Annotated in this window: 14 protein-coding genes; 5 read left to right on the forward strand and 9 right to left on the reverse strand. The window is 55.2% G+C overall.

The genetic code is table 11. From position 1 onward, the window contains the following. Together RQI55_RS02020 and RQI55_RS02025 are read right to left on the reverse strand one after the other, a co-directional pair. Positions 1-1,473, reverse strand: coding sequence for a hypothetical protein (locus RQI55_RS02020; RefSeq protein WP_311272278.1), 1,473 nt, complete (start codon positions 1,471-1,473; stop codon positions 1-3). 311 nt (positions 1,474-1,784) lie between these two features. Further along, positions 1,785-3,542, reverse strand: coding sequence for an ATP-dependent nuclease (locus RQI55_RS02025; RefSeq protein WP_409233675.1), 1,758 nt, complete (start codon positions 3,540-3,542; stop codon positions 1,785-1,787). 163 nt (positions 3,543-3,705) lie between these two features. Between RQI55_RS02025 and RQI55_RS02030 the strand changes: the two genes are divergently transcribed. After that, the gene (locus RQI55_RS02030) at positions 3,706-4,293 is read left to right on the forward strand and encodes a hypothetical protein (RefSeq protein ID WP_311272276.1); all 588 of its coding nucleotides are present in this window, start codon (positions 3,706-3,708) and stop codon (positions 4,291-4,293) included. Between the two features lie 244 nt (positions 4,294-4,537). On the opposite strand, the gene RQI55_RS02035 is transcribed toward RQI55_RS02030, so the two are convergent. Beyond that, entirely contained in the window at positions 4,538-4,858 is a 321-nt protein-coding gene (locus RQI55_RS02035) for a low molecular weight protein tyrosine phosphatase family protein (RefSeq protein ID WP_311272275.1), read from the reverse strand. 154 nt (positions 4,859-5,012) lie between these two features. Here RQI55_RS02035 and RQI55_RS02040 point away from each other — a divergent pair, with 154 nt between their 5' ends. From RQI55_RS02040 to RQI55_RS02050, 3 genes are all read left to right on the forward strand, one after another. Further along, positions 5,013-6,080 (forward strand): hypothetical protein, encoded by a 1,068-nt coding sequence (locus RQI55_RS02040; protein ID WP_311272274.1) that lies wholly within the window; start codon positions 5,013-5,015, stop codon positions 6,078-6,080. Positions 6,081-6,264: 184 nt separating this feature from the next. Next, a complete protein-coding gene (locus RQI55_RS02045; protein WP_042617255.1) occupies positions 6,265-6,717 on the forward strand; it encodes a hypothetical protein in 453 nt (150 codons plus the stop codon). Positions 6,718-6,939: 222 nt separating this feature from the next. Next, positions 6,940-7,500, forward strand: a complete 561-nt coding sequence (locus RQI55_RS02050; RefSeq protein ID WP_192064154.1) for a dual specificity protein phosphatase family protein — start codon at positions 6,940-6,942, stop codon at positions 7,498-7,500. 57 nt (positions 7,501-7,557) lie between these two features. On the opposite strand, the gene RQI55_RS02055 is transcribed toward RQI55_RS02050, so the two are convergent. After that, a complete protein-coding gene (locus RQI55_RS02055; protein WP_243255457.1) occupies positions 7,558-8,805 on the reverse strand; it encodes an AGE family epimerase/isomerase in 1,248 nt (415 codons plus the stop codon). Between the two features lie 189 nt (positions 8,806-8,994). On the opposite strand from RQI55_RS02055, the gene metH reads away from it, so the two are divergent. Continuing rightward, entirely contained in the window at positions 8,995-12,765 is a 3,771-nt protein-coding gene (gene metH / locus RQI55_RS02060) for a methionine synthase (RefSeq protein ID WP_311272273.1), read from the forward strand. Between the two features lie 127 nt (positions 12,766-12,892). Here the strand turns inward: metH and RQI55_RS02065 are convergent, their stop codons facing one another. From RQI55_RS02065 to RQI55_RS02085, 5 genes are all read right to left on the reverse strand, one after another. Beyond that, positions 12,893-13,936, reverse strand: a complete 1,044-nt coding sequence (locus RQI55_RS02065) for a zinc-dependent alcohol dehydrogenase family protein (protein WP_311272272.1) — start codon at positions 13,934-13,936, stop codon at positions 12,893-12,895. Between the two features lie 81 nt (positions 13,937-14,017). Next, positions 14,018-15,076 (reverse strand): ABC transporter ATP-binding protein, encoded by a 1,059-nt coding sequence (locus RQI55_RS02070; protein ID WP_243255462.1) that lies wholly within the window; start codon positions 15,074-15,076, stop codon positions 14,018-14,020. 11 nt (positions 15,077-15,087) lie between these two features. Continuing rightward, complete coding sequence (locus RQI55_RS02075) at positions 15,088-15,870, reverse strand: ABC transporter permease (protein WP_311272271.1); 783 nt, start codon at positions 15,868-15,870, stop codon at positions 15,088-15,090. Further along, on the reverse strand, positions 15,867-16,757 hold the full coding sequence (locus tag RQI55_RS02080) for an ABC transporter permease (protein WP_409233676.1): 891 nt from the start codon (positions 16,755-16,757) through the stop codon (positions 15,867-15,869). The genes RQI55_RS02075 and RQI55_RS02080 overlap by 4 nt, the downstream gene beginning before the upstream one ends. A gap of 95 nt (positions 16,758-16,852) precedes the next feature. Continuing rightward, positions 16,853-17,959, reverse strand: a complete 1,107-nt coding sequence (locus tag RQI55_RS02085; protein ID WP_243255463.1) for an ABC transporter substrate-binding protein — start codon at positions 17,957-17,959, stop codon at positions 16,853-16,855. Positions 17,960-18,083 lie beyond the last annotated feature (124 nt).

Genomic DNA, 18,083 nt, shown 5'->3' on the forward strand with positions numbered 1-18,083 from the left:
CTATTTAGCTTTTGAACCCGACGGCTTGTTGTCATTTCGCGCGTCGATAAGGACAACGTCCTTGTGGCCAAGGATGCCGAGCTTGTCCAGAATGCCTTCGACCTTTTGGTGTTCCTGGTGCGAGAAGAACATGATCGCCTTAATGCCGTTCTTCGCATCGCTGGCGGCTTGGTAAATCGGAAGTTGTTTTTCCAGGTTTCGTTCAAGTGCGGTGTTCTTCGCAAGTTTCATTTCTACGAGCGTTTTGTCTTTCGCGCCCTTCGATACCTTGTAATCGACCGGTCCGCGACCGTCATTTGCCTCTGTACCTACATCGAAAGGCGACCCGAACCATACAAACCTGAACAGAATTTGGAGGTCGCTCTCTCGCTGAATCGCGACGCCGTCGTGATAGAAAATCCTGTGTCCGCCCTTGTTCTCGATTACGTCTTTCAAGTACGCCAACCGCTCGTGGGAGGCCTCGTACGTATTCCTCGCTGTCTTGTAGAAATCACTCTCTCCGAGCAGAGCCGCTTGAAGGTTGCGCACCTGTGTTTCGAAAATTTCTTTTGTCTCCAAGACCTTCTGTCTACTGATATCAGTGGCCTTGTCGCCATTGTTCTCCTTAAGGAGGATGTAGTAGTCGACAAGTTGCGGGAAGTTGATGATCGTCCTGACAGCGGCTTCGGCCCGTTCCCTGGCGTTCGGCTGGCGGTTCCGCGGCTTGATCATGACCTTATGGAAATAGTTGGCAACCTGACCGCGGAGTTGTGCGTCCGGAATGGCCGCGGGGATTTTATCGAAGTCATGGATCATGTCGGGTTTATTGATCCAGTTTTCGTCTTTCGTCAGCATGTCCTTTGGCGTCAACAGCACGAAGTCTCCGTCGTGCCACGGAAGGTCGAACGCCTCGCGCTCCCATGACTCCGTTTCGTAATTGAACCGACTCTTGTTGATCCAAACCTTTTTCCGGCGGGCAGGATCAATGTGTGCAACCGCGAACTGTTCTGTATATTTGCACAGCCAGGACTTTATAAGATTTGTGGTAAAGTCGCTGATCATGTCGCGGCCGACGCCGTCGCTTACAAGGCAGACTTTCTCGATATGGCTGCCCTTTGTGACTTTTTCCGCGCCAAAATCGGAGAAGAGCGTTTCGAGGTTAGCGTGGAGAGCGGAAGCAAAGTCCTTCCCAAGGCCGCTGCCTCCATTTCCTTGCAGGGAGAAGCCAAACCAGTTTTGCTTAACCTCAGGGAAGAGAAACCAAGCCTTTTCCAAATCAGGCGTGACGCGCTTGTCTATTACCGCATCTCTGAGAAACATGAGATACTTCAAAATGCTGTTATGTAGTTCCTGATATTCTGGCTTCTTGCTGTTGAATAACAAAAACGGGTCGATAAAAAGTGGCATGTCATTGATAATGGAAATATTGAAGGCGCCGTGATGATCTAGGTCATCCGCTACCACTCCGAAGTGTTCATCAAAGAAAGTTGCCATTCGTCGCCCACTACTTAGTTAATGCATTGCTAATGTGGCGGTTCGTATCTTGAAGTTCAATGTGAAGCGGAAGGGAATTTACAACTGTCCAGCGTTATTATTGACCAATCCCGCTGACACGATTTTATCAAAGTCCACGTGCAAAAGTTTAAAAGGGTTGTCCAATGTAAATTAAGCTTTCTTATCAGTTGCCGTCACTGCTCCAGTCGCCGCTGGAAGAAAGTTCAGTGAGTCACCAGAACGAAGTGACTATGGAATTTTGACCGTCGACAAGAGTTACTCGCGCCTCCGGGTTATCTTCCACGAGGATGCTATTCGTTCAGATGAGCTTGAATGGATCGAAGAATGTCGAAAATTTGGGGGTCAATATCCCCAATGCTCAACTCATCAATGACCCGCGAAGGAGTCAGCGTCACCGAAAAAAGTTGCTGAATCTTACTCGATATCTCCGAAAAGACCGCTTTGCCGGGCACGACTTTCTGTTTGAACGCGCCGCTTGGCCATGCCTTTGTAAAAGCTTGCTCTTCTGCTGCCGAAACAGTGGCTATGTCTTTTTTTGAGCCGCGGCCAACCTCATAGCTGATCTTGTGACCAATTCGTGCTGACAGCGTCTTAGATTTCATCTCTTCAAAGCATGCCGTGAAGATGTCTGAAACCTGCTGCTCCCAACCTTGTTCAAGAGGGCGGCTACTATACCTTTTCACTACAGCGCTTACAGCGGTCTCAACTAACAGGAGATTTTCAATTTCTTTTACTGGCAAAACCCTGCATTGAGTGTCATTGGTGTTCATGTCTTTGAGGAATTCCTCAACTTCCTCGTCGCATCTGTAATCGCGGTCAAATATCGCGGCTACTGGGATGTGGAAACCGAAGAAATTCTCAAACACCCAAGATGACGTTGACACACGTGACCAATTAGCGAAGCCGTCGGTCTTCATGAGTGTAACAGTCGCATTGGAAATAAAATCCATGCCGACTTGTTTCTTTGCAATCTTCGAGAGGATGCGGGCATCCTTGCCCTCGAAGTAAAGAACTTTCTTTGTCTTTGCCAAACGGGCGAATTGCGCGTTTTCTGAACTGCCGATAGCAGCGTAGACATCAGAGTAGCCTGTATCCCCCTGAATTCTTTTTGCGCCTCGTGAGTCGGGACGTACAATTAGGACATCGCCAGGTTCAACCGTGTTTATTATTTCTGTTGAGTGGGTCGCCACAAAGTATTGGCCTACCCGTTGACCGATGAGATTCAGAAGTCGATGCTGAAGATCGGGGTGCAGATAGATATCGGGCTCATCTAAAATAAGTGTCGAGGACTCATCGGTTGCTACAAGATGCATCATTGTCTGCATCCAGACTTGGAACCCAAAGCCCGCCCATTGTACCTCCCGCACGTTCGTGCCATCGCGGAAATACATTCGAACGATAGGTTTTTGGCTTCCACGTTCGACTTCTGGACGACTTAGCTTTATGCCGGGCCAGCCCAATTCCACTAGGTCTGCAAATTCTTCAAACTCTTCTTTGCTTCTATGTAGCCAGAAATTGCGAAAATTACGGCTGGCCAACCTTCCATATCGGTTGCGCTCTACTGTTTCTTCGAGGACAAGCTCCTCGTTCTGCTCCAAAGGGCTGAGAGTAGGAACGATCACCAGTTTCAACGGAAAACGCTCCCGCAAAAACGTCGTGTTCTTTCTTCCGGCAACGTCGGTTACGAGAAAGCACTCAACATCACCTTCGCTAGGTATGGAAATCGTAAATGAGTTCCCGTTGTCTAGCTTGATTACGATCTGCGCCGGTCCATCTCCAAAGTTGTGAATGCAGGACCTGAGATCATTCTGTACTGCCGATAGAGGTATGATCCACGTCGAGCATACACCGTGCCCCATCTGAGATTTGAGAGACGCAGTCCGGCGGCTGGCAAACCTCAAGGCGTCGAATGCGATGCGAAATGCGTCAAGAGCCGTGGATTTTCCAGCATTATTGGGACCCACGAGAACATTGCGTTCCCTCGCCGAAAGCACGAAGCGTGAGAACGACTTATAATCTCTAAATTCGATTGATCGCACTTTGCTCATCTTGGCCTACAACGTAAGGTCGAAAGAGAAATTGCATCGCATGATTCTTCAACACGGTAAAGGTTTCAACACCAAATCAGAGTTCATTACTTCTAGAAGGCGTGGATTGAAATACTTCTATTTCCGTTGTTGCCGTCACCTCCAGTAAAGCGGACCAATTGCCATGACGAAAAGTTGTGAAGCTGCATTCGCAGTCGTCGATTTGATTCGAAAAGACGATGCTTCTCGAACGCGGGGGGTGGACGCTTTTTGCCTCGCTCTTATCCGAAGTGAAAGACAAATTCGGCGCATTTTTACCAATCTGGTTTTTCAATCTTCAGCTTTCGATCGCCACAACGTACCGAAACTCAGGGAAACTTTAGGTAAGCGAAAGAGGCTATTTTTTCGCCATTTCCAAATCAGCTTTAAAGAGCTTGTCGATATTCCGATTTCAGACTTGATCGCTGACTTCGAAAGACTTTCTATCAGGATGATTGAAGCGACAGAGTACCGGAACAAGCTTTTCCATGGTCAGCTAACCGGCGGCAGTCTTACAACATCATATCTGCTGTCATTGGAAGACGATATTCGCGCATGGTGCTACAGCCTGTCAGATCGGTCTCACGAACGGTTTGGCTACGATGGCTTTGCAGGTAGTACGTCGTTCATGAAGACCGGAAGGTCAGAATTGTCGTTGTTGGTAAGTCAGAAAATCCCCTCAGTAGAGGATTACGCAGCTTTCTTGGTAAGACTTGAGGGTAGTAAAGCTTGATGTAGCTTCACGGCCAACAGCGCTCATGAGCTGGATCGGGGATATTCACGTTCATCAGCCATGGCTTTACGGATCGGTGTAATCGATTGTGAGAAAAGGTTGTCACAGGAGCAACGAATGTGACGACGACGTTCGAGATTGACGAAGATGGCGCGAAGAAAACTCAATGTTTTCAGTAGCACCAAAATCGGCGTATGTGACGAACTACATTTTCATTTTACGCTCTTGCTCGGACTGTTCTGGCTCACAGATATCTGGGTACCTTCTCCTCCAGCAACTTTACAAGCGCTGGGTCCATGAAGGTGTAATTGTCTGGAATATCCATGCATATCAGCCGTTTACCCTTGAGGGCAGTTCGATATCGGGCCTGTACTTTCGTGCGATGAGCCTTTTCCATCACGAAGATGATATCGGCCCATTCTATCAGTTCGTTAGAGAGCGGGGTCTCTGCGTCGTTGTTGGTGCCAGCGGAAGAGACTTCTATGTGCGGCCAGGTTGAGAACACCTGTTCGGCGGTTGCGCTGCGGAGTTTATTCTGGCTACAAACGAACAGGACGTTTTTCAACCTGATGAGCCTTCTGTTGGTTGCTGCGCGCCATTATCACGGCTGTGGTGTGATAATGCGATTGATATAAGTCGCTGATTGAATTTTCAGTCGAAAATGTGGGGCAGCTATATTAGTAAAAATATAATCTGTGGTTGCGTAAGGAAAATGTCCAGTGAGTGTGATGGTTGATGATCCCAATAATCGTAGCACTGGCGTCTTCGGCATTGTCATGCGCGTCTTGCTGGTCTCGCTGGTGGTTATGATCGGCGGGAAGATTCTGCTGCCGGGGCTGGATCCAACTCTCCTGGCAACGCAGTTCGGCAATGGCGATGCGTCGCGGCTTGCCATTTTTGCGGTGGGTGTGGGTCCCGCTATGACCGCACTGGCGCTCGGACAGATCGTTAGACTGGTTGCTCCTCAACTCGACAAGAGCACCGCGCTTCTGATTGTCGAAAATGTCGTTGCGCTGTTGCTGGGCTTTTCTCAGGCAGCGGGCATCGCCCAATCCCTTTCAACGATGGGTTTTCTGGTTGATGACAGCGCCTTTGTCTATTGGGTCATCGTCGCATCATTGGTGGGTGGCGTTGCAATCTCGCTGGTTCTTGCGCGGCTGGTTGCCTTGCCAGGCCTTGTTGCGGGCCTTTGGATTGTGTGGGTTCTGCCAGCGCTGATTGGCTTGCCCGGCGAAGTTTCGTCTTCATTCGAACTTTTACGCACAGGTGCGGCTGATGGTGGGCAACTGCTACTAGTTTTGCTCGTAATCGTCATCGGTGTTGCGCTGAGCTGGTTCGCCGCGCACTCGGTCATGCGGATCTCACGAGAGCGGGTCGACTTTGCGGGCATCAAAAACCATGTGCATGTGTTGAATGTCGTCGTGTGGCCACCACTGCTGGCTGCCATCGCCGGTAGTTATCTTTTGACACCACTTGCGTATATCGCGCCTTTCCTGTTCGAAAATGCCACGTTGCTGAACATCTACACATCTGGAATCATACCCGTTCTCATCGTCGTTTTCGTCTTCGGTTATCGCCGCTTTTTCTCAAATGCAGGCGTCACCATGCCAGTGTCAGTCGCGCTCGTGGTCGCGGTAACGCATATCGCCTTGTTGCTGGGGGGAGGGTTTGCCGCAAGACAGATGCTGTTGCCGCTCCCTCTCAACGGCACCACTTTGCTTGTGCTGGTCGCGGTCATCTACGCCCTTGTCGATGCAATCCGCAGGCCGTCAGTGCAGGCTACTTGAACAGTCACGAAAAGGTGTTGCCTGCGGAGCGGTGGGCAGTGTTTCCCCCTCTGTGGCTTTGCAGGCGATGCGTGTAACTTGACACGTATTGCGGGCCGCCGCATCGATGGGGTGACATGCAGATTGACGAGGGAGGCACTATGACGAAACAAACGGCCACAGAGATAACAGGCATGCGACGCGCATGATTTTCGGCATTGTTCTCTCCGCGATCCTCATCTGCGCGTTGATCGCTTATCCCAAACATCTCAAGAAGATCGTTGCCGCGCTTGCGATCATCTGGGCAGCCACGGCGGCCTATGTTCTGTTTGACTGGCTGCGGGCGGGTGAGCGGGTTGAGGCCATCATCGCCACTGCCAGCTTTGATCCGACCTGCGTGGAAGCGAATGCGCCAATCCGGGTGACTTTTCACAACACCAATGATGTCGCCGTGCGGCGTCTGACCTATACGCTGGAGGGTTTTGAGGCAGCGTTCCGCGCTTCCGTTTCGTTTGATCCCTATCAGGTCAGTGAGCGACGGCTGGAGGCGCAGGAGACTTTTGCTGCGTGCAGACCATTCCGGCTGCGCAATAATGAAAATGTCGATCCCCGAAATCTGGAGTGGCGGGTCACGGTCAACTCTGCAGAGTTCGAATAGGCGAAATTGATCGTGCAAACGGCGATGTTCACGGTTTTTTGAAGCCCGCAGAATCCGTCGAAAAAATCAGCTCATATAAACTGGCTATCAATGCTTTCGCGTCATTATGCCTTTGGCCGGTGACGTCGCGTGCAAGCGCGTTACAACTTCAGAACCCTTGTCTGGCCATCTTCGCAGTGTCATGTGAACCCCCACGTCTTGCACTACCAAGAAGGTTTTCAGTTGGTTTCAGTATCACGCGTCCTGAAAATTGGCATTCTCTGCCTCATCGCCGTACCGGCAACAGTCGGTGCGCATATGGGGTTCAACCAGTTGACTGGTAACTTCCATGAGGTCCTGCCCGGTGAGCTTTACAGATCGGGCCAGCCCAGCGGCGATGATGTCCAGAAATACGCCCAGCAGTTCGGCATCAAAACGATCATCAATCTGCGCGATGAAAATCCCGATGGCTGGTACAGCGACGAAAAGAACGCCGCTGATCGCAACAACGTCAAGATGATTGATTTTCCTATGAGTTCCGCCCGGGAACTGCCACAGGCTCAGGCCGAAGAACTGGCGCGGATCATGAAGGATGCGCCAAAGCCCGTCCTCATTCATTGTGAACATGGTGCCAACCGCACTGGTCTTGCATCGGCGATCTATGTCGGTGCTGTCGCGAAAAAAAGCGAAGCGGATGCCGAGTTCCAGCTTTCACCCTTTTACGGCCATGTGCCCATTCCCGGTGTGGGCCGTTACGCCATGTACCAGTCCTGGGATGATTTTGAAGAGACGATCGGGTTCTGATCGAGACCCGCTTTCCGTTTCGTCACCCTCGGGATAAGCCCGAGGGTGACGGAGGCTTTAAAACCGCCCGCCTTTTTCCGAAATAACCTTCGTCAAGCTGCCATCTGCTGGAAACAGCGGAATGAGGCAGGCTTGCAGCGCGTGGTAAATATCGCCCTTGCCGGGGAAAATCGTGTTGGCGGGTGCCAGATTTTCCGTCAGTTCCTCGTGCCAGCCGCCATGCTTGTGGTCGATAAAGCTGTTGGCAATGGTGCTCCACACGCGGCGATAGCTGTCTTCGTAGAACTCGTCAGCGGGCAGATGCTCATTGAGGAAGTGCGCGGCACCGGCTGCTTCGCACATCGGCCACCACAGCTTTTCGGTCTTTTTCGGCGTGTTGTCCCAGTCCAGCGTGTAGAAGAAGCCGCCCTTGGTGCGGTCCCAGCCGAGAGACATGGATTGCACGAACAGCGCCTTGGCCGCCGCTGGCATCCACTCATGCTTGCGCTCACCCAGCACCCAGAGCTGGAGAATGAGGCGTGACCATTCCAGCCAGTGGCCGGGGGTCGTGCCGGAAGGGCGGAACATTTCGTTGCCGCTGTAATCCTTGTTGAGCACCCAGTTCTCGTCAAAATGCTCGGGCACGCGAAAATCCAGAGCGCCCGCAGCGCGACGAATGACGAGATCGGCAATGCGACCGGCCTTGCTCAAGTAGGATGTGTCGCCCGTCACTTCGAATGCCGCCATCAGGGCTTCGGTCAGGTGCATGTTGGAATTCTGGCCGCGATAATTCTCGACAGGCGACCAATCACGGTGGAATTCCTCGTGGATCGCGCCGTATTTTTCTTCCCAGAACCGTGTTTCGAGAACCTCGGTAATATCCGCCAGCATCTGGTCGGCCAGCGGGTGGCCAACGGCCTTGGCGGAGGATGCGGCCAGCAGCACGAAGGCGTGGCCGTAACCCTGCTTGGTGGCATCGACGGGCCCGTTCTCATCCACCTGCCAGAAATAGCCACCATGCTGGGCATCGCGGTGGTTGTTCCACAGATAGGTCATGCCGTGGTCGATCACATCGCCACAGCCGGGTCTGCCCAGCAGGTGGCCGAGCGAAAAGCAATGCACCATGCGGGCCGACATGTGGATGCCGCGCACGGGATTTTCCGCCTGCAAGGCCAAGCCCTGCCGGTCCAGGTCGAAAAACCCACCCTTGGGGTTGATGGCGTTGTACTGGAAGAAATCGAACAGACCTTCCGCCTGCTTGGCCAGCCATTGCCGGTGCCAGGGCAGGGTGCTCCAGTTTGACTTGCCGTGATCCGCTTCGGTCATGTTTTCCTCCGTATGATATGCTCCAGCAATTCTCTATATCTTTGGGACGTAACAGTGTCATCCATAACGGAAATTTCGTATCCTTGGCGTAGAAGGGTCGTGAAACCTGGAAATGAATGATATATTGACATAAAGATATCTTTATGTGACTGACAAAAGACGAAACACATGGGAATGAGGAGTGTGCCGATGTTGGACGATCTGTTTGGCCCTACGGGCAACAAGCGTGACGGCGCGGAAATCCTGAAGGCGCTTCAGCAGGCGGCGCGGGAACGCATACTCATTCTCGATGGCGCGATGGGAACGCAGATCCAGGGGCTTGGCTTCGATGAGGATCATTTCCGTGGCGACCGCTTCATCGGCTGTGCCTGTCACCAGCAGGGCAACAACGATCTTCTGATCCTCTCCCAGCCGGATGCGATTGAAGAAATCCATTACCGCTATGCCATGGCGGGTGCGGATATTCTGGAAACCAACACCTTCTCCTCCACGCGCATCGCGCAGGCGGATTATGAGATGGAAGGCGCGGTCTATGATTTGAACCGCGAAGGCGCGTTCATCGTGCGCCGTGCCGCCCAGCGGGCTGAGCGCGAAGATGGCCGCCGCCGCTTTGTGGCCGGTGCCATTGGCCCAACCAACCGCACAGCCTCCATTTCGCCAGATGTGAACAACCCCGGCTACCGTGCGGTCAGCTTTGACGATTTGCGGCTCGCCTATGGTGAGCAGATCGACGGCCTGATCGATGGCGGTGCCGATCTCATTCTCATCGAAACCATTTTCGATACGCTGAACGCCAAGGCCGCCATCTTTGCCTGTGAAGAGCGTTTCGCTGCCAAGGGCATCCACCTGCCTGTGATGATTTCGGGCACGATTACCGATCTTTCAGGCCGCACCTTGTCTGGCCAGACGCCAACCGCGTTCTGGAATTCCGTGCGCCACGCCAACCCCTTCACCATTGGCCTCAACTGTGCGCTGGGTGCCAGCGCCATGCGCCCGCACCTTCAGGAACTGTCCGAAGTTGCCGATACATTCGTCTGCGCTTACCCCAATGCGGGCCTGCCGAACGAGTTTGGCCAGTATGACGAAACGCCTGACATGATGGCAGCGCAGGTGGAGGAATTTGCCCGCGAAGGTCTGGTCAACATCGTCGGCGGTTGCTGTGGCTCCACGCCTGATCATATCCGCGCCATTGCCGATGCCGTTGCCGGACATGCGCCGCGCAAGGTGCCGGAGCATCGCTCATTCATGTCGCTGTCTGGCCTTGAACCCTTCACGCTGACCAAGGACATTCCCTTCGTCAATGTGGGAGAGCGCACCAATGTCACCGGCTCTGCCAAGTTCCGCAAGCTGATTACGGCTGGCGATTACACGGCAGCTCTGGCCGTTGCCCGCGATCAGGTGGAAAACGGCGCGCAGATCATCGATATCAACATGGATGAGGGCCTGATCGACAGCCAGAAGGCCATGGTCGAGTTCCTCAACCTCATCGCTGCCGAGCCGGATATCGCCCGCGTACCTGTCATGATCGATAGTTCCAAGTGGGAGATCATCGAGGCGGGCCTGAAATGCGTTCAGGGCAAATCCATCGTCAACTCCATCTCGCTGAAGGAGGGCGAGGAGAAGTTTCTGGAGCAGGCGAGCCTCGTGCGCAATTATGGCGCGGCTGTCGTCGTCATGGCGTTCGATGAAGTCGGACAGGCCGATACTTACGAGCGCAAGGTGGAAATCTGTACCCGCGCCTATAAGCTTTTGACCGAAAAGGCAGGCATTCTGCCCGAAGATATCATCTTCGACCCCAACGTCTTTGCCGTCGCCACCGGTATCGAAGAACACAATAATTATGGCGTGGATTTCATCAACGCCACCCGCACAATCCGTGAAACCATGCCGCTGGTGCATATTTCCGGCGGCGTTTCCAACCTGTCCTTTTCCTTCCGCGGCAATGAGCCGGTGCGCGAAGCCATGCACGCCGTGTTCCTCTACCACGCCATTCAGGCGGGCATGGATATGGGCATCGTCAATGCGGGCCAGCTGGCTGTCTATGAAAGCATTGATCCGGAACTGCGCGAAGCCTGCGAAGACGTGGTGCTGAACCGCCGTGCCGATGGCACGGAACGACTGCTCGAAGTGGCCGAGAAATTCCGGGGCGGTCCGGGCCGTGAAGCCAGGGTTCAGGATCTGGCCTGGCGCGACTGGTCGGTTGAAAAGCGTCTGGAACACGCGCTGGTCAACGGCATCACCGAATATATCGATGCCGATACGGAAGAAGCGCGCCTTCAGGCCGCCCGTCCTCTGCATGTTATCGAAGGTCCGCTAATGGCAGGCATGAATGTGGTGGGTGATCTGTTCGGCTCGGGCAAGATGTTCCTGCCGCAGGTCGTCAAATCCGCCCGCGTCATGAAACAGGCCGTGGCTGTTCTTCTGCCCTACATGGAAGAGGAAAAGCGCCTGAATGGCGGCGAGCAGCGCAAATCCGCTGGCAAGGTGCTGATGGCAACGGTGAAGGGCGATGTGCACGATATCGGCAAGAACATCGTCGGCGTCGTTCTGGCGTGTAACAATTATGAGATCGTCGATCTCGGTGTCATGGTGCCAGCCACCAAGATTCTGGAAACGGCCATTGCCGAAAAGGTCGATGTCATCGGCCTGTCCGGCCTCATCACGCCATCTCTGGATGAGATGGTGCATATGGCGGCTGAAATGGAACGGCAGGGCTTTAACATTCCGCTGCTGATCGGTGGCGCGACGACCAGCCGCGTTCACACGGCGGTCAAAATCCATCCGCGCTACGAGAAGGGGCAGGCGATCTACGTCACCGACGCCTCGCGTGCGGTTGGCGTGGTCTCAGCCTTGCTGTCGGAAGATCAGAAGCCAGCCTATATTGAAGGCATCCGCGCAGAATATGCCAAGGTGGCGGAAGCCCACGCCCGCAACGAGCGTGAGAAGCTGCGGCTTCCGCTCGCACGGGCGCGTGCCAATGCTCACAAGGTGGACTGGTCGGCCTATCAGCCGGTCAAGCCGCAGTTCCTCGGTACCAAGACGTTTGAGACTTACGACCTTGAGGAACTGGCGAAGTACATCGACTGGACGCCATTCTTCCAGACATGGGAAATGAAGGGCCGTTATCCCGCTATTCTCGAAGATGAGAAGCAGGGCGAGGCAGCGCGCCAGCTTTTTGCAGATGCGCAGGCCATGCTGAAGAAGATCATCGACGAAAAGTGGTTCCGCCCACGCGCCGTCATCGGTTTCTGGCCCGCCAATGCAGTGGGGGATGATATCCGCCTGTTTACGGATGACACTCGTTCGGAAGAACTCGCAACCTTCTTCACGCTTCGCCAGCAGCTTTCCAAGCGCGATGGCCGCCCCAATGTCGCGCTGTCAGATTTCGTGGCGCCACGCGATGGTGGCGTGACGGATTATGTCGGTGGCTTCGTGGTCACGGCGGGCATCGAGGAAGTGGCGATTGCCGAACGCTTCGAGCGCGCCAATGACGACTACTCCTCCATTCTCGTCAAGGCCCTGGCAGACCGCTTCGCCGAAGCCTTCGCCGAGCAGATGCATGAGCGTGTGCGCAAGGAATATTGGGGGTATGCCGCGGTTGAGAATTTCGCGCCGGATGAACTGATCGGTGAATCCTACGCAGGCATCCGTCCAGCCCCGGGCTATCCCGCCCAGCCTGACCATACCGAGAAGGAAACGCTGTTCCGTCTGCTGGATGCGACCAAGGAAACCGGCGTTGTGCTGACGGAAAGCTATGCCATGTGGCCCGGCTCCTCCGTCTCAGGCCTCTATATCGGCCACCCCGAAAGCTACTATTTCGGCGTCGCCAAGGTCGAGCGCGATCAGGTCGAAGACTATGCTGAGCGTAAGGGCATGGCAGTAACGGAAATCGAACGCTGGCTCGGACCGGTGCTGAATTACGTACCGACAGAGGCTGCCAAAGAGGTGGAGCCTGCCTGATACTCCAAGCGAGGTCGTTACCTGTCTGATTCCGGTATCGGCTTTTAGTTGTTGATTTGAAATGGAAAAAGCGCGTTTCGTTCCGCGCTTTTTTGTTTCCAGCTGGTCAAAGGCTTATCGCCACACCTCACTCGAACCGGTCGATAATGCTGATGCCGCTATCGGTAAACGTGTTCATCGCGGGCAGGGCGGTGACGGCGTCTGTGAGCGAGATGTGGCGGCCGATCAGTTTTTCGGGCGAGAGCTTGCCGCTTCGGATCATGGCCAGCATGTCGTCATAGCGCCAGGCCTGCATGCCGTGGCTGCCATAGATTTCCAGCTCGTGGGCAATCACCCGCGCCATGGGAATTTGCGGCATGGAATGGTCCGCCAGCATCAACCCCACCTGCACGTGGCGGCCGCGACGGCGCAGATTGCTGATCGAGTTGCAGCAGGTCTGGGGATGGCCAAGCGCATCGACGGAGACATGCGCACCGCCGCCGGTCATCTCGCGCACGGCTTCGCTCACATCGGCAACCTCGCGGCTGTTGATGGTGGCGGTTGCGCCCAGTTGCCGGGCCAGCGCCAGCTTGTCCTGCGCGATATCGATGGCGATGACCTGCGCGCCAAGCCCCGCGCCGATCATGATGGCGGAAAGGCCAACGCCGCCGCAGCCATGCACGGCCAGCCATTCGCCGCCCTTCAAGCGTCCCTGATCGACCACGGCGCGGAAGGATGTTGCAAAGCGGCAGCCGAGGCTCGCCGCCGTATCGAACCCCATGTCTTCTGGCAGATGCACAAGATTCTGATCGGCATAGTCGATAGCGACATATTCCGCGTAGGAGCCCCAATGGGTGAAGCCGGGCTGGAACTGCGTTTCGCAGACTTGGCTGTTGCCGGAGCGGCACTCCTGGCAATGGCCACAGCCGGACACGGAGGGAACGGTAACGCGATCACCCACCTTGAACCGCATGACATTTTTCCCAACGGCTGAAATCACGCCTGCAAATTCATGGCCCGGCACATGCGGCAGCTGGATATCTGTGTCATGGCCCATCCAGCCATGCCAGTCGCTGCGGCACAGACCCGTCGCCTTCACCTCGACCACCACACCGCCCGCTGTCGGTTCCGGGTCCGGCAGGTTGGCTATGCGGGGCGCATCACCGAAGGTTTCGTAAAACAATGCACGCATGACTATTCTCCTGAGACGACTTCAGACCGCGTCCTTTAGCTGGAAACGATCTAGCCGGATTTCGGAGGACGAAACAGTGCGTCACTCTGCTACAATCATCAAATCTTCTGATGCAAATTTCAGCGTGATGCGCTCGCCAATCGCTGGCGGTGTCTTGCCGGGATCATTGAACATATCGAAGGAAAGCGTCGCGCCACCCACATCCATGCGGGTGCGGATGACCGAGCCCAGGAAGTGGCTGGAGGTGACGAGGCCCGATATGGCGACATCGCCGATGCTCGCTTCGCCCAGCGAACCCGCTTCGGGGCGCAGCGCCACCGTCACCTGTTCGCCATCGGCCTTGTTCAGCGGCTTTTTCAGCGAAACCTGCTGGTCGCCAATGCGGATGGTGCTGGTGGAAGCATCGACCACGGTCGCATTGATGAGGTTCAGCGTGCCGACGAAGGACGCCACGAACCGCGTTGCCGGCTTGTTATAGATATCGAAAGGCGATCCGATCTGATCGGCCCGTCCGGCATTCATCACCACGATGCGGTCGGAAATGGTCAGCGCCTCCTCCTGATCGTGGGTCACGAAAATGGTGGTGATGCCGAGCTTGCGCTGAATGCTGCGGATTTCCTCACGCAGCGAAACGCGGATCTTGGCGTCCAGTGCCGAAAGCGGCTCATCCAGCAGCAGAACCTGCGGCTTTGGTGCCAGCGCGCGCGCCAGCGCCACGCGCTGCTGCTGCCCGCCAGACATCTGGTAGGGGTAGCGGTCCGCCAGATGATCGAGGTGGATCAGCGCCAGCATTTCCTTCACACGCGCATCGATCTCGGCCTTGGGCTTGCCCGCAATCTTCAGACCGAAGGCCACGTTCTCGTAGACATTCATATTGGGAAACAGCGCATAGGCCTGAAACACCATGCCGATATTGCGCTGGTTGGGTTTCAGGCTCGTCTGGTTCTTGCCGTTGATGGTGATCGCGCCTTCGCTCGGCGTCTCGAAACCGGCAATCATGCGCAGGATCGTGGTCTTGCCGCAGCCCGATGGCCCGAGGAAGGAAACGAATTCGCCCTGCTCGATGGCCATGTTGAAATCATGGACGACCTGCACCGCGCCGAAGGATTTTCTAATGTTCTGAAGTGTCAAAAAGCTCATAAATAAAATCCTCAGGCCTTGGGAGGCGCGCCTTTGTGATAGCGCGAGACGAGTTGGATAAGGCCCAGGCAGCCCCATGTGATGCCGAAGGAAATAACGGCGAGCGCGGCAGGCTCATAGGCACGATTGGCACCCAGCAATTGCATGTAAGGGCCGAAGGCCGGGCGGTTCAAAAGCGCCGCCATGGTGAATTCGCCGATGACGATGGCAAAGGTCAGAAACGCGCCCGAGAGCACCGCAACCAGAACATTCGGCAGGATGATCCGCGCCAAAATGGTGGTCCATCCAGCTCCCAGACTCTGAGCCGCTTCCGTTAGCGTGGCGATGTCGATGGTGCGAAGCCCGGTATCGACGGCCCGGTACATATAGGGGAGGGCAAGCGTCGTATAGCCGAAGATCAACAGCAGGTTGGTGCCCGTTGTCGATCCTGTCAGCGGCAGCCAGCTGGAGGTGTTGTAAAGCCTGATATAGCCGAAGACGATGACGATGGCCGGAATGACGAGCGGCAAAAGCGTGATGAACTCAATGACGGGACGAAGGGCTGGCAGCTTCAGCCGCACCCAATAGGCCGTTGGCACCACAAGCAGAATACCGAAGATGATGGTGCACAGCGCCATCATGATCGAGAAGGTGAATGTCTCCTGGAAGCGTGGGTCGCTGAGAACCTTGCCGTAAGCGTCGAAGGAATATTCGCCGCGCCGCATCTTGAGCGAAAAGTTCGTCATGCCAATCAGCGGCAGGGCGAAGTAGAGCAGGCCAAACAGCAATGCGCCCCAGGCAAAAATACGCTTCATTTCAGCCACCTCTCGCTGCGTGTGCGCATCCAGATATAGAGCGTGTTGGCAATGCAGGTCACAAGGATCATGCCGAAGGCGAGCGCGTAACCGAGATGGGGGTTGCCCAGCACGTCACCACGAATTTGCGCAAACAGCAGGATGGGCACGATGTTGAGCGATGAGCCCGTCAGCGCAATCGCCGTTGCGACGGCACCGAAGGCATTGGCAAACAGCAGCGAGAAGGTGCCGAGAATGGATGGCAGCAGAATGGGAAAAGCCACCATGCGCCAGTATTGGAAGCCGCTGGCACCCAGAATTTCGGCCGCCTCGCGCCATTCCCGCTTCAGGCCATCCAGAGCAGGCGTGATGATGAGGATCATCAGCGGGATCTGGAAGAAGAGATAGGTAACGGTCAGGCCCCAGAAGGACAGGATGTTGAAGCCCAGAAGCCGCAGATCGAGACCGAGCTGGGTTTTCAGAAACACGGTGACGAGGCCGACGGGGCCGAGTGTGGCGATGAAGGCGAAGGCCAGCGGCACGCCTGCAAATTGCGATGCGACACCGGAAAAAGTCAGAAGCGGCGAACGGATTTTCTGCGGTAGACCACCCAGAACAACAGCGGTGGCAACGCCAAAGCCGATGAGACAGCCGAGCAGGGCGGAAGCGACGCTGATCTTGATGGAAATCCAGTAGGCGGAAAGAATGGATTCCGTGAACAGGCCAGCAATGTTTTCAAGCGTGAAATCGCCGTCCGGGTTCTGAAAAGCGCCAAGAACGATCTTCATCGTCGGCATGATCAAAAAAAGAAGAATGAAAATTGCAAATGGCAAAACGCCAAGCCATTCCAGCTTCGGGCGAAACCGTCCTGGTGGTCGCGAGGGCGCGCCCATAGTGTTTGATGACATACCACGTTCCCGAACGCCGCTATCATAGCGGTCTTTTCATTGTATAAAACCATCTGCCCCGAACTTTGAAAAGCCCGGGGCAGATGGATTGGTCGTTACTTCACGTTCGCGCCGACAACCTTGTCCCAGCCGCCGGTAACAGCAGCCTTGTTGGCATCAACATCTTCCAGCGTTGGGAAGACAGCCTTTTCATAGGCTGCTGCTGGTGGCAGGGCGTCCAGAAGATCCTTTGGAATCTTGTTGGCCTTGGCAAGAGCGTTGAAGCGGATTGGGTGGCAGAAGCCCTTCAACCAGCCGAGCTGACCTTCGTCAGAATAAAGGTGCTCCATCCACAGCTTTGCAGCGTTTGGATGCGGTGCGTAGGCAGAGATGCCCTGCACGTAAACGCCAGCCAGAACGCCTGACGATGGCACGACAACTTCTGTCGGCGGGTTGCCGTTGAGCGTCTTTGCCCATGACAGCGCGTTATAGTCCCATGCAACGACGATTGGCGTCGCGCCCTGGGCCACGGTGCCGGCCTTGCCGATGACAGGCAGGAAGTTGCCAGCCTTGTTCAGCTCGCCGAAGAACTTGAGACCAGCTTCGCCAGCTGCCTTGCCGTCCTTTGCACCGCTGGCAAGACCAGCTGCGAGAACGCCGAGAATGGCCTGGTTGGAGGCGCGTGGATCACCAGCAAGAGCAACCTGGCCGGAATATTCAGGCTTCAGAAGGTCTGCCCAATCCTTTGGCGTGTTGGTGACGAGATCCTTGTTCACGAACAGGGACATCACACCGTAATAATCGCCGTACCAGTAGCCTTCGGCATCCTTCACATTGTCAGGAATTTCGTCCCATGTGGAAACCTTGTAAGGCTGCAGAAGGCCTTCCTTCTTGGCCTGTGGGCCGAATGCCAGACCAACGTCGATCACGTCAGGAGCCTGTGGGCCCTTATTGTCCTTGTTGGCCTTGATGGCTTCCACTTCGTCGGCAGAGCCGGCGTCAGGGTTCAGCTCATTGACCTTGATTTCAGGATACTTGGCCTTGAACGAGGCGATAACGTCGCCGTAACCGCACCAGTCGTGGGGCAGGGCGATGGTCGTCAGCATGCCTTCCTTCTTGGCGGCTGCAACGAGTTCTGCGCTCGGTGCGGCAGAGGCAATCGCGGTAGATGCGATGACCATTGCTGTGGTCAACGATAGCAGTCGGCGGCTGTGCGAGATCACGGTTAGTTCTCCTCTGTGTATGATGCGTCTGGCGACGCTGATACGTGGGTTGCATGAATGTTATGTGACGCTTTCCCCGGGCGGTTTCCCGCCGTCATCATGGCCTCTGCCATTTTCTTGCCAT

Origin of the sequence: Rhizobium sp. WCS2018Hpa-16 (assembly GCF_031843705.1) — a bacterium.
GTDB lineage: Bacteria > Pseudomonadota > Alphaproteobacteria > Rhizobiales > Rhizobiaceae > Agrobacterium > Agrobacterium tumefaciens_C.

Bases quoted from the DNA above. Each gene is read 5' to 3' on its own strand.
- RQI55_RS02020 (WP_311272278.1), bottom strand. From the start codon at position 1,473: ATGGCAACTTTCTTTGATGAACACTTCGGAGTGGTAGCGGATGACCTA.
- RQI55_RS02025 (WP_409233675.1), bottom strand. From the start codon at position 3,542: ATGAGCAAAGTGCGATCAATCGAATTTAGAGATTATAAGTCGTTCTCA.
- RQI55_RS02030 (WP_311272276.1), top strand. From the start codon at position 3,706: ATGACGAAAAGTTGTGAAGCTGCATTCGCAGTCGTCGATTTGATTCGA.
- RQI55_RS02045 (WP_042617255.1), top strand. From the start codon at position 6,265: ATGATTTTCGGCATTGTTCTCTCCGCGATCCTCATCTGCGCGTTGATC.
- RQI55_RS02055 (WP_243255457.1), bottom strand. From the start codon at position 8,805: ATGACCGAAGCGGATCACGGCAAGTCAAACTGGAGCACCCTGCCCTGG.
- metH (WP_311272273.1), top strand. From the start codon at position 8,995: ATGTTGGACGATCTGTTTGGCCCTACGGGCAACAAGCGTGACGGCGCG.
- RQI55_RS02065 (WP_311272272.1), bottom strand. From the start codon at position 13,936: ATGCGTGCATTGTTTTACGAAACCTTCGGTGATGCGCCCCGCATAGCC.
- RQI55_RS02070 (WP_243255462.1), bottom strand. From the start codon at position 15,076: ATGAGCTTTTTGACACTTCAGAACATTAGAAAATCCTTCGGCGCGGTG.
- RQI55_RS02075 (WP_311272271.1), bottom strand. From the start codon at position 15,870: ATGAAGCGTATTTTTGCCTGGGGCGCATTGCTGTTTGGCCTGCTCTAC.
- RQI55_RS02080 (WP_409233676.1), bottom strand. From the start codon at position 16,757: ATGTCATCAAACACTATGGGCGCGCCCTCGCGACCACCAGGACGGTTT.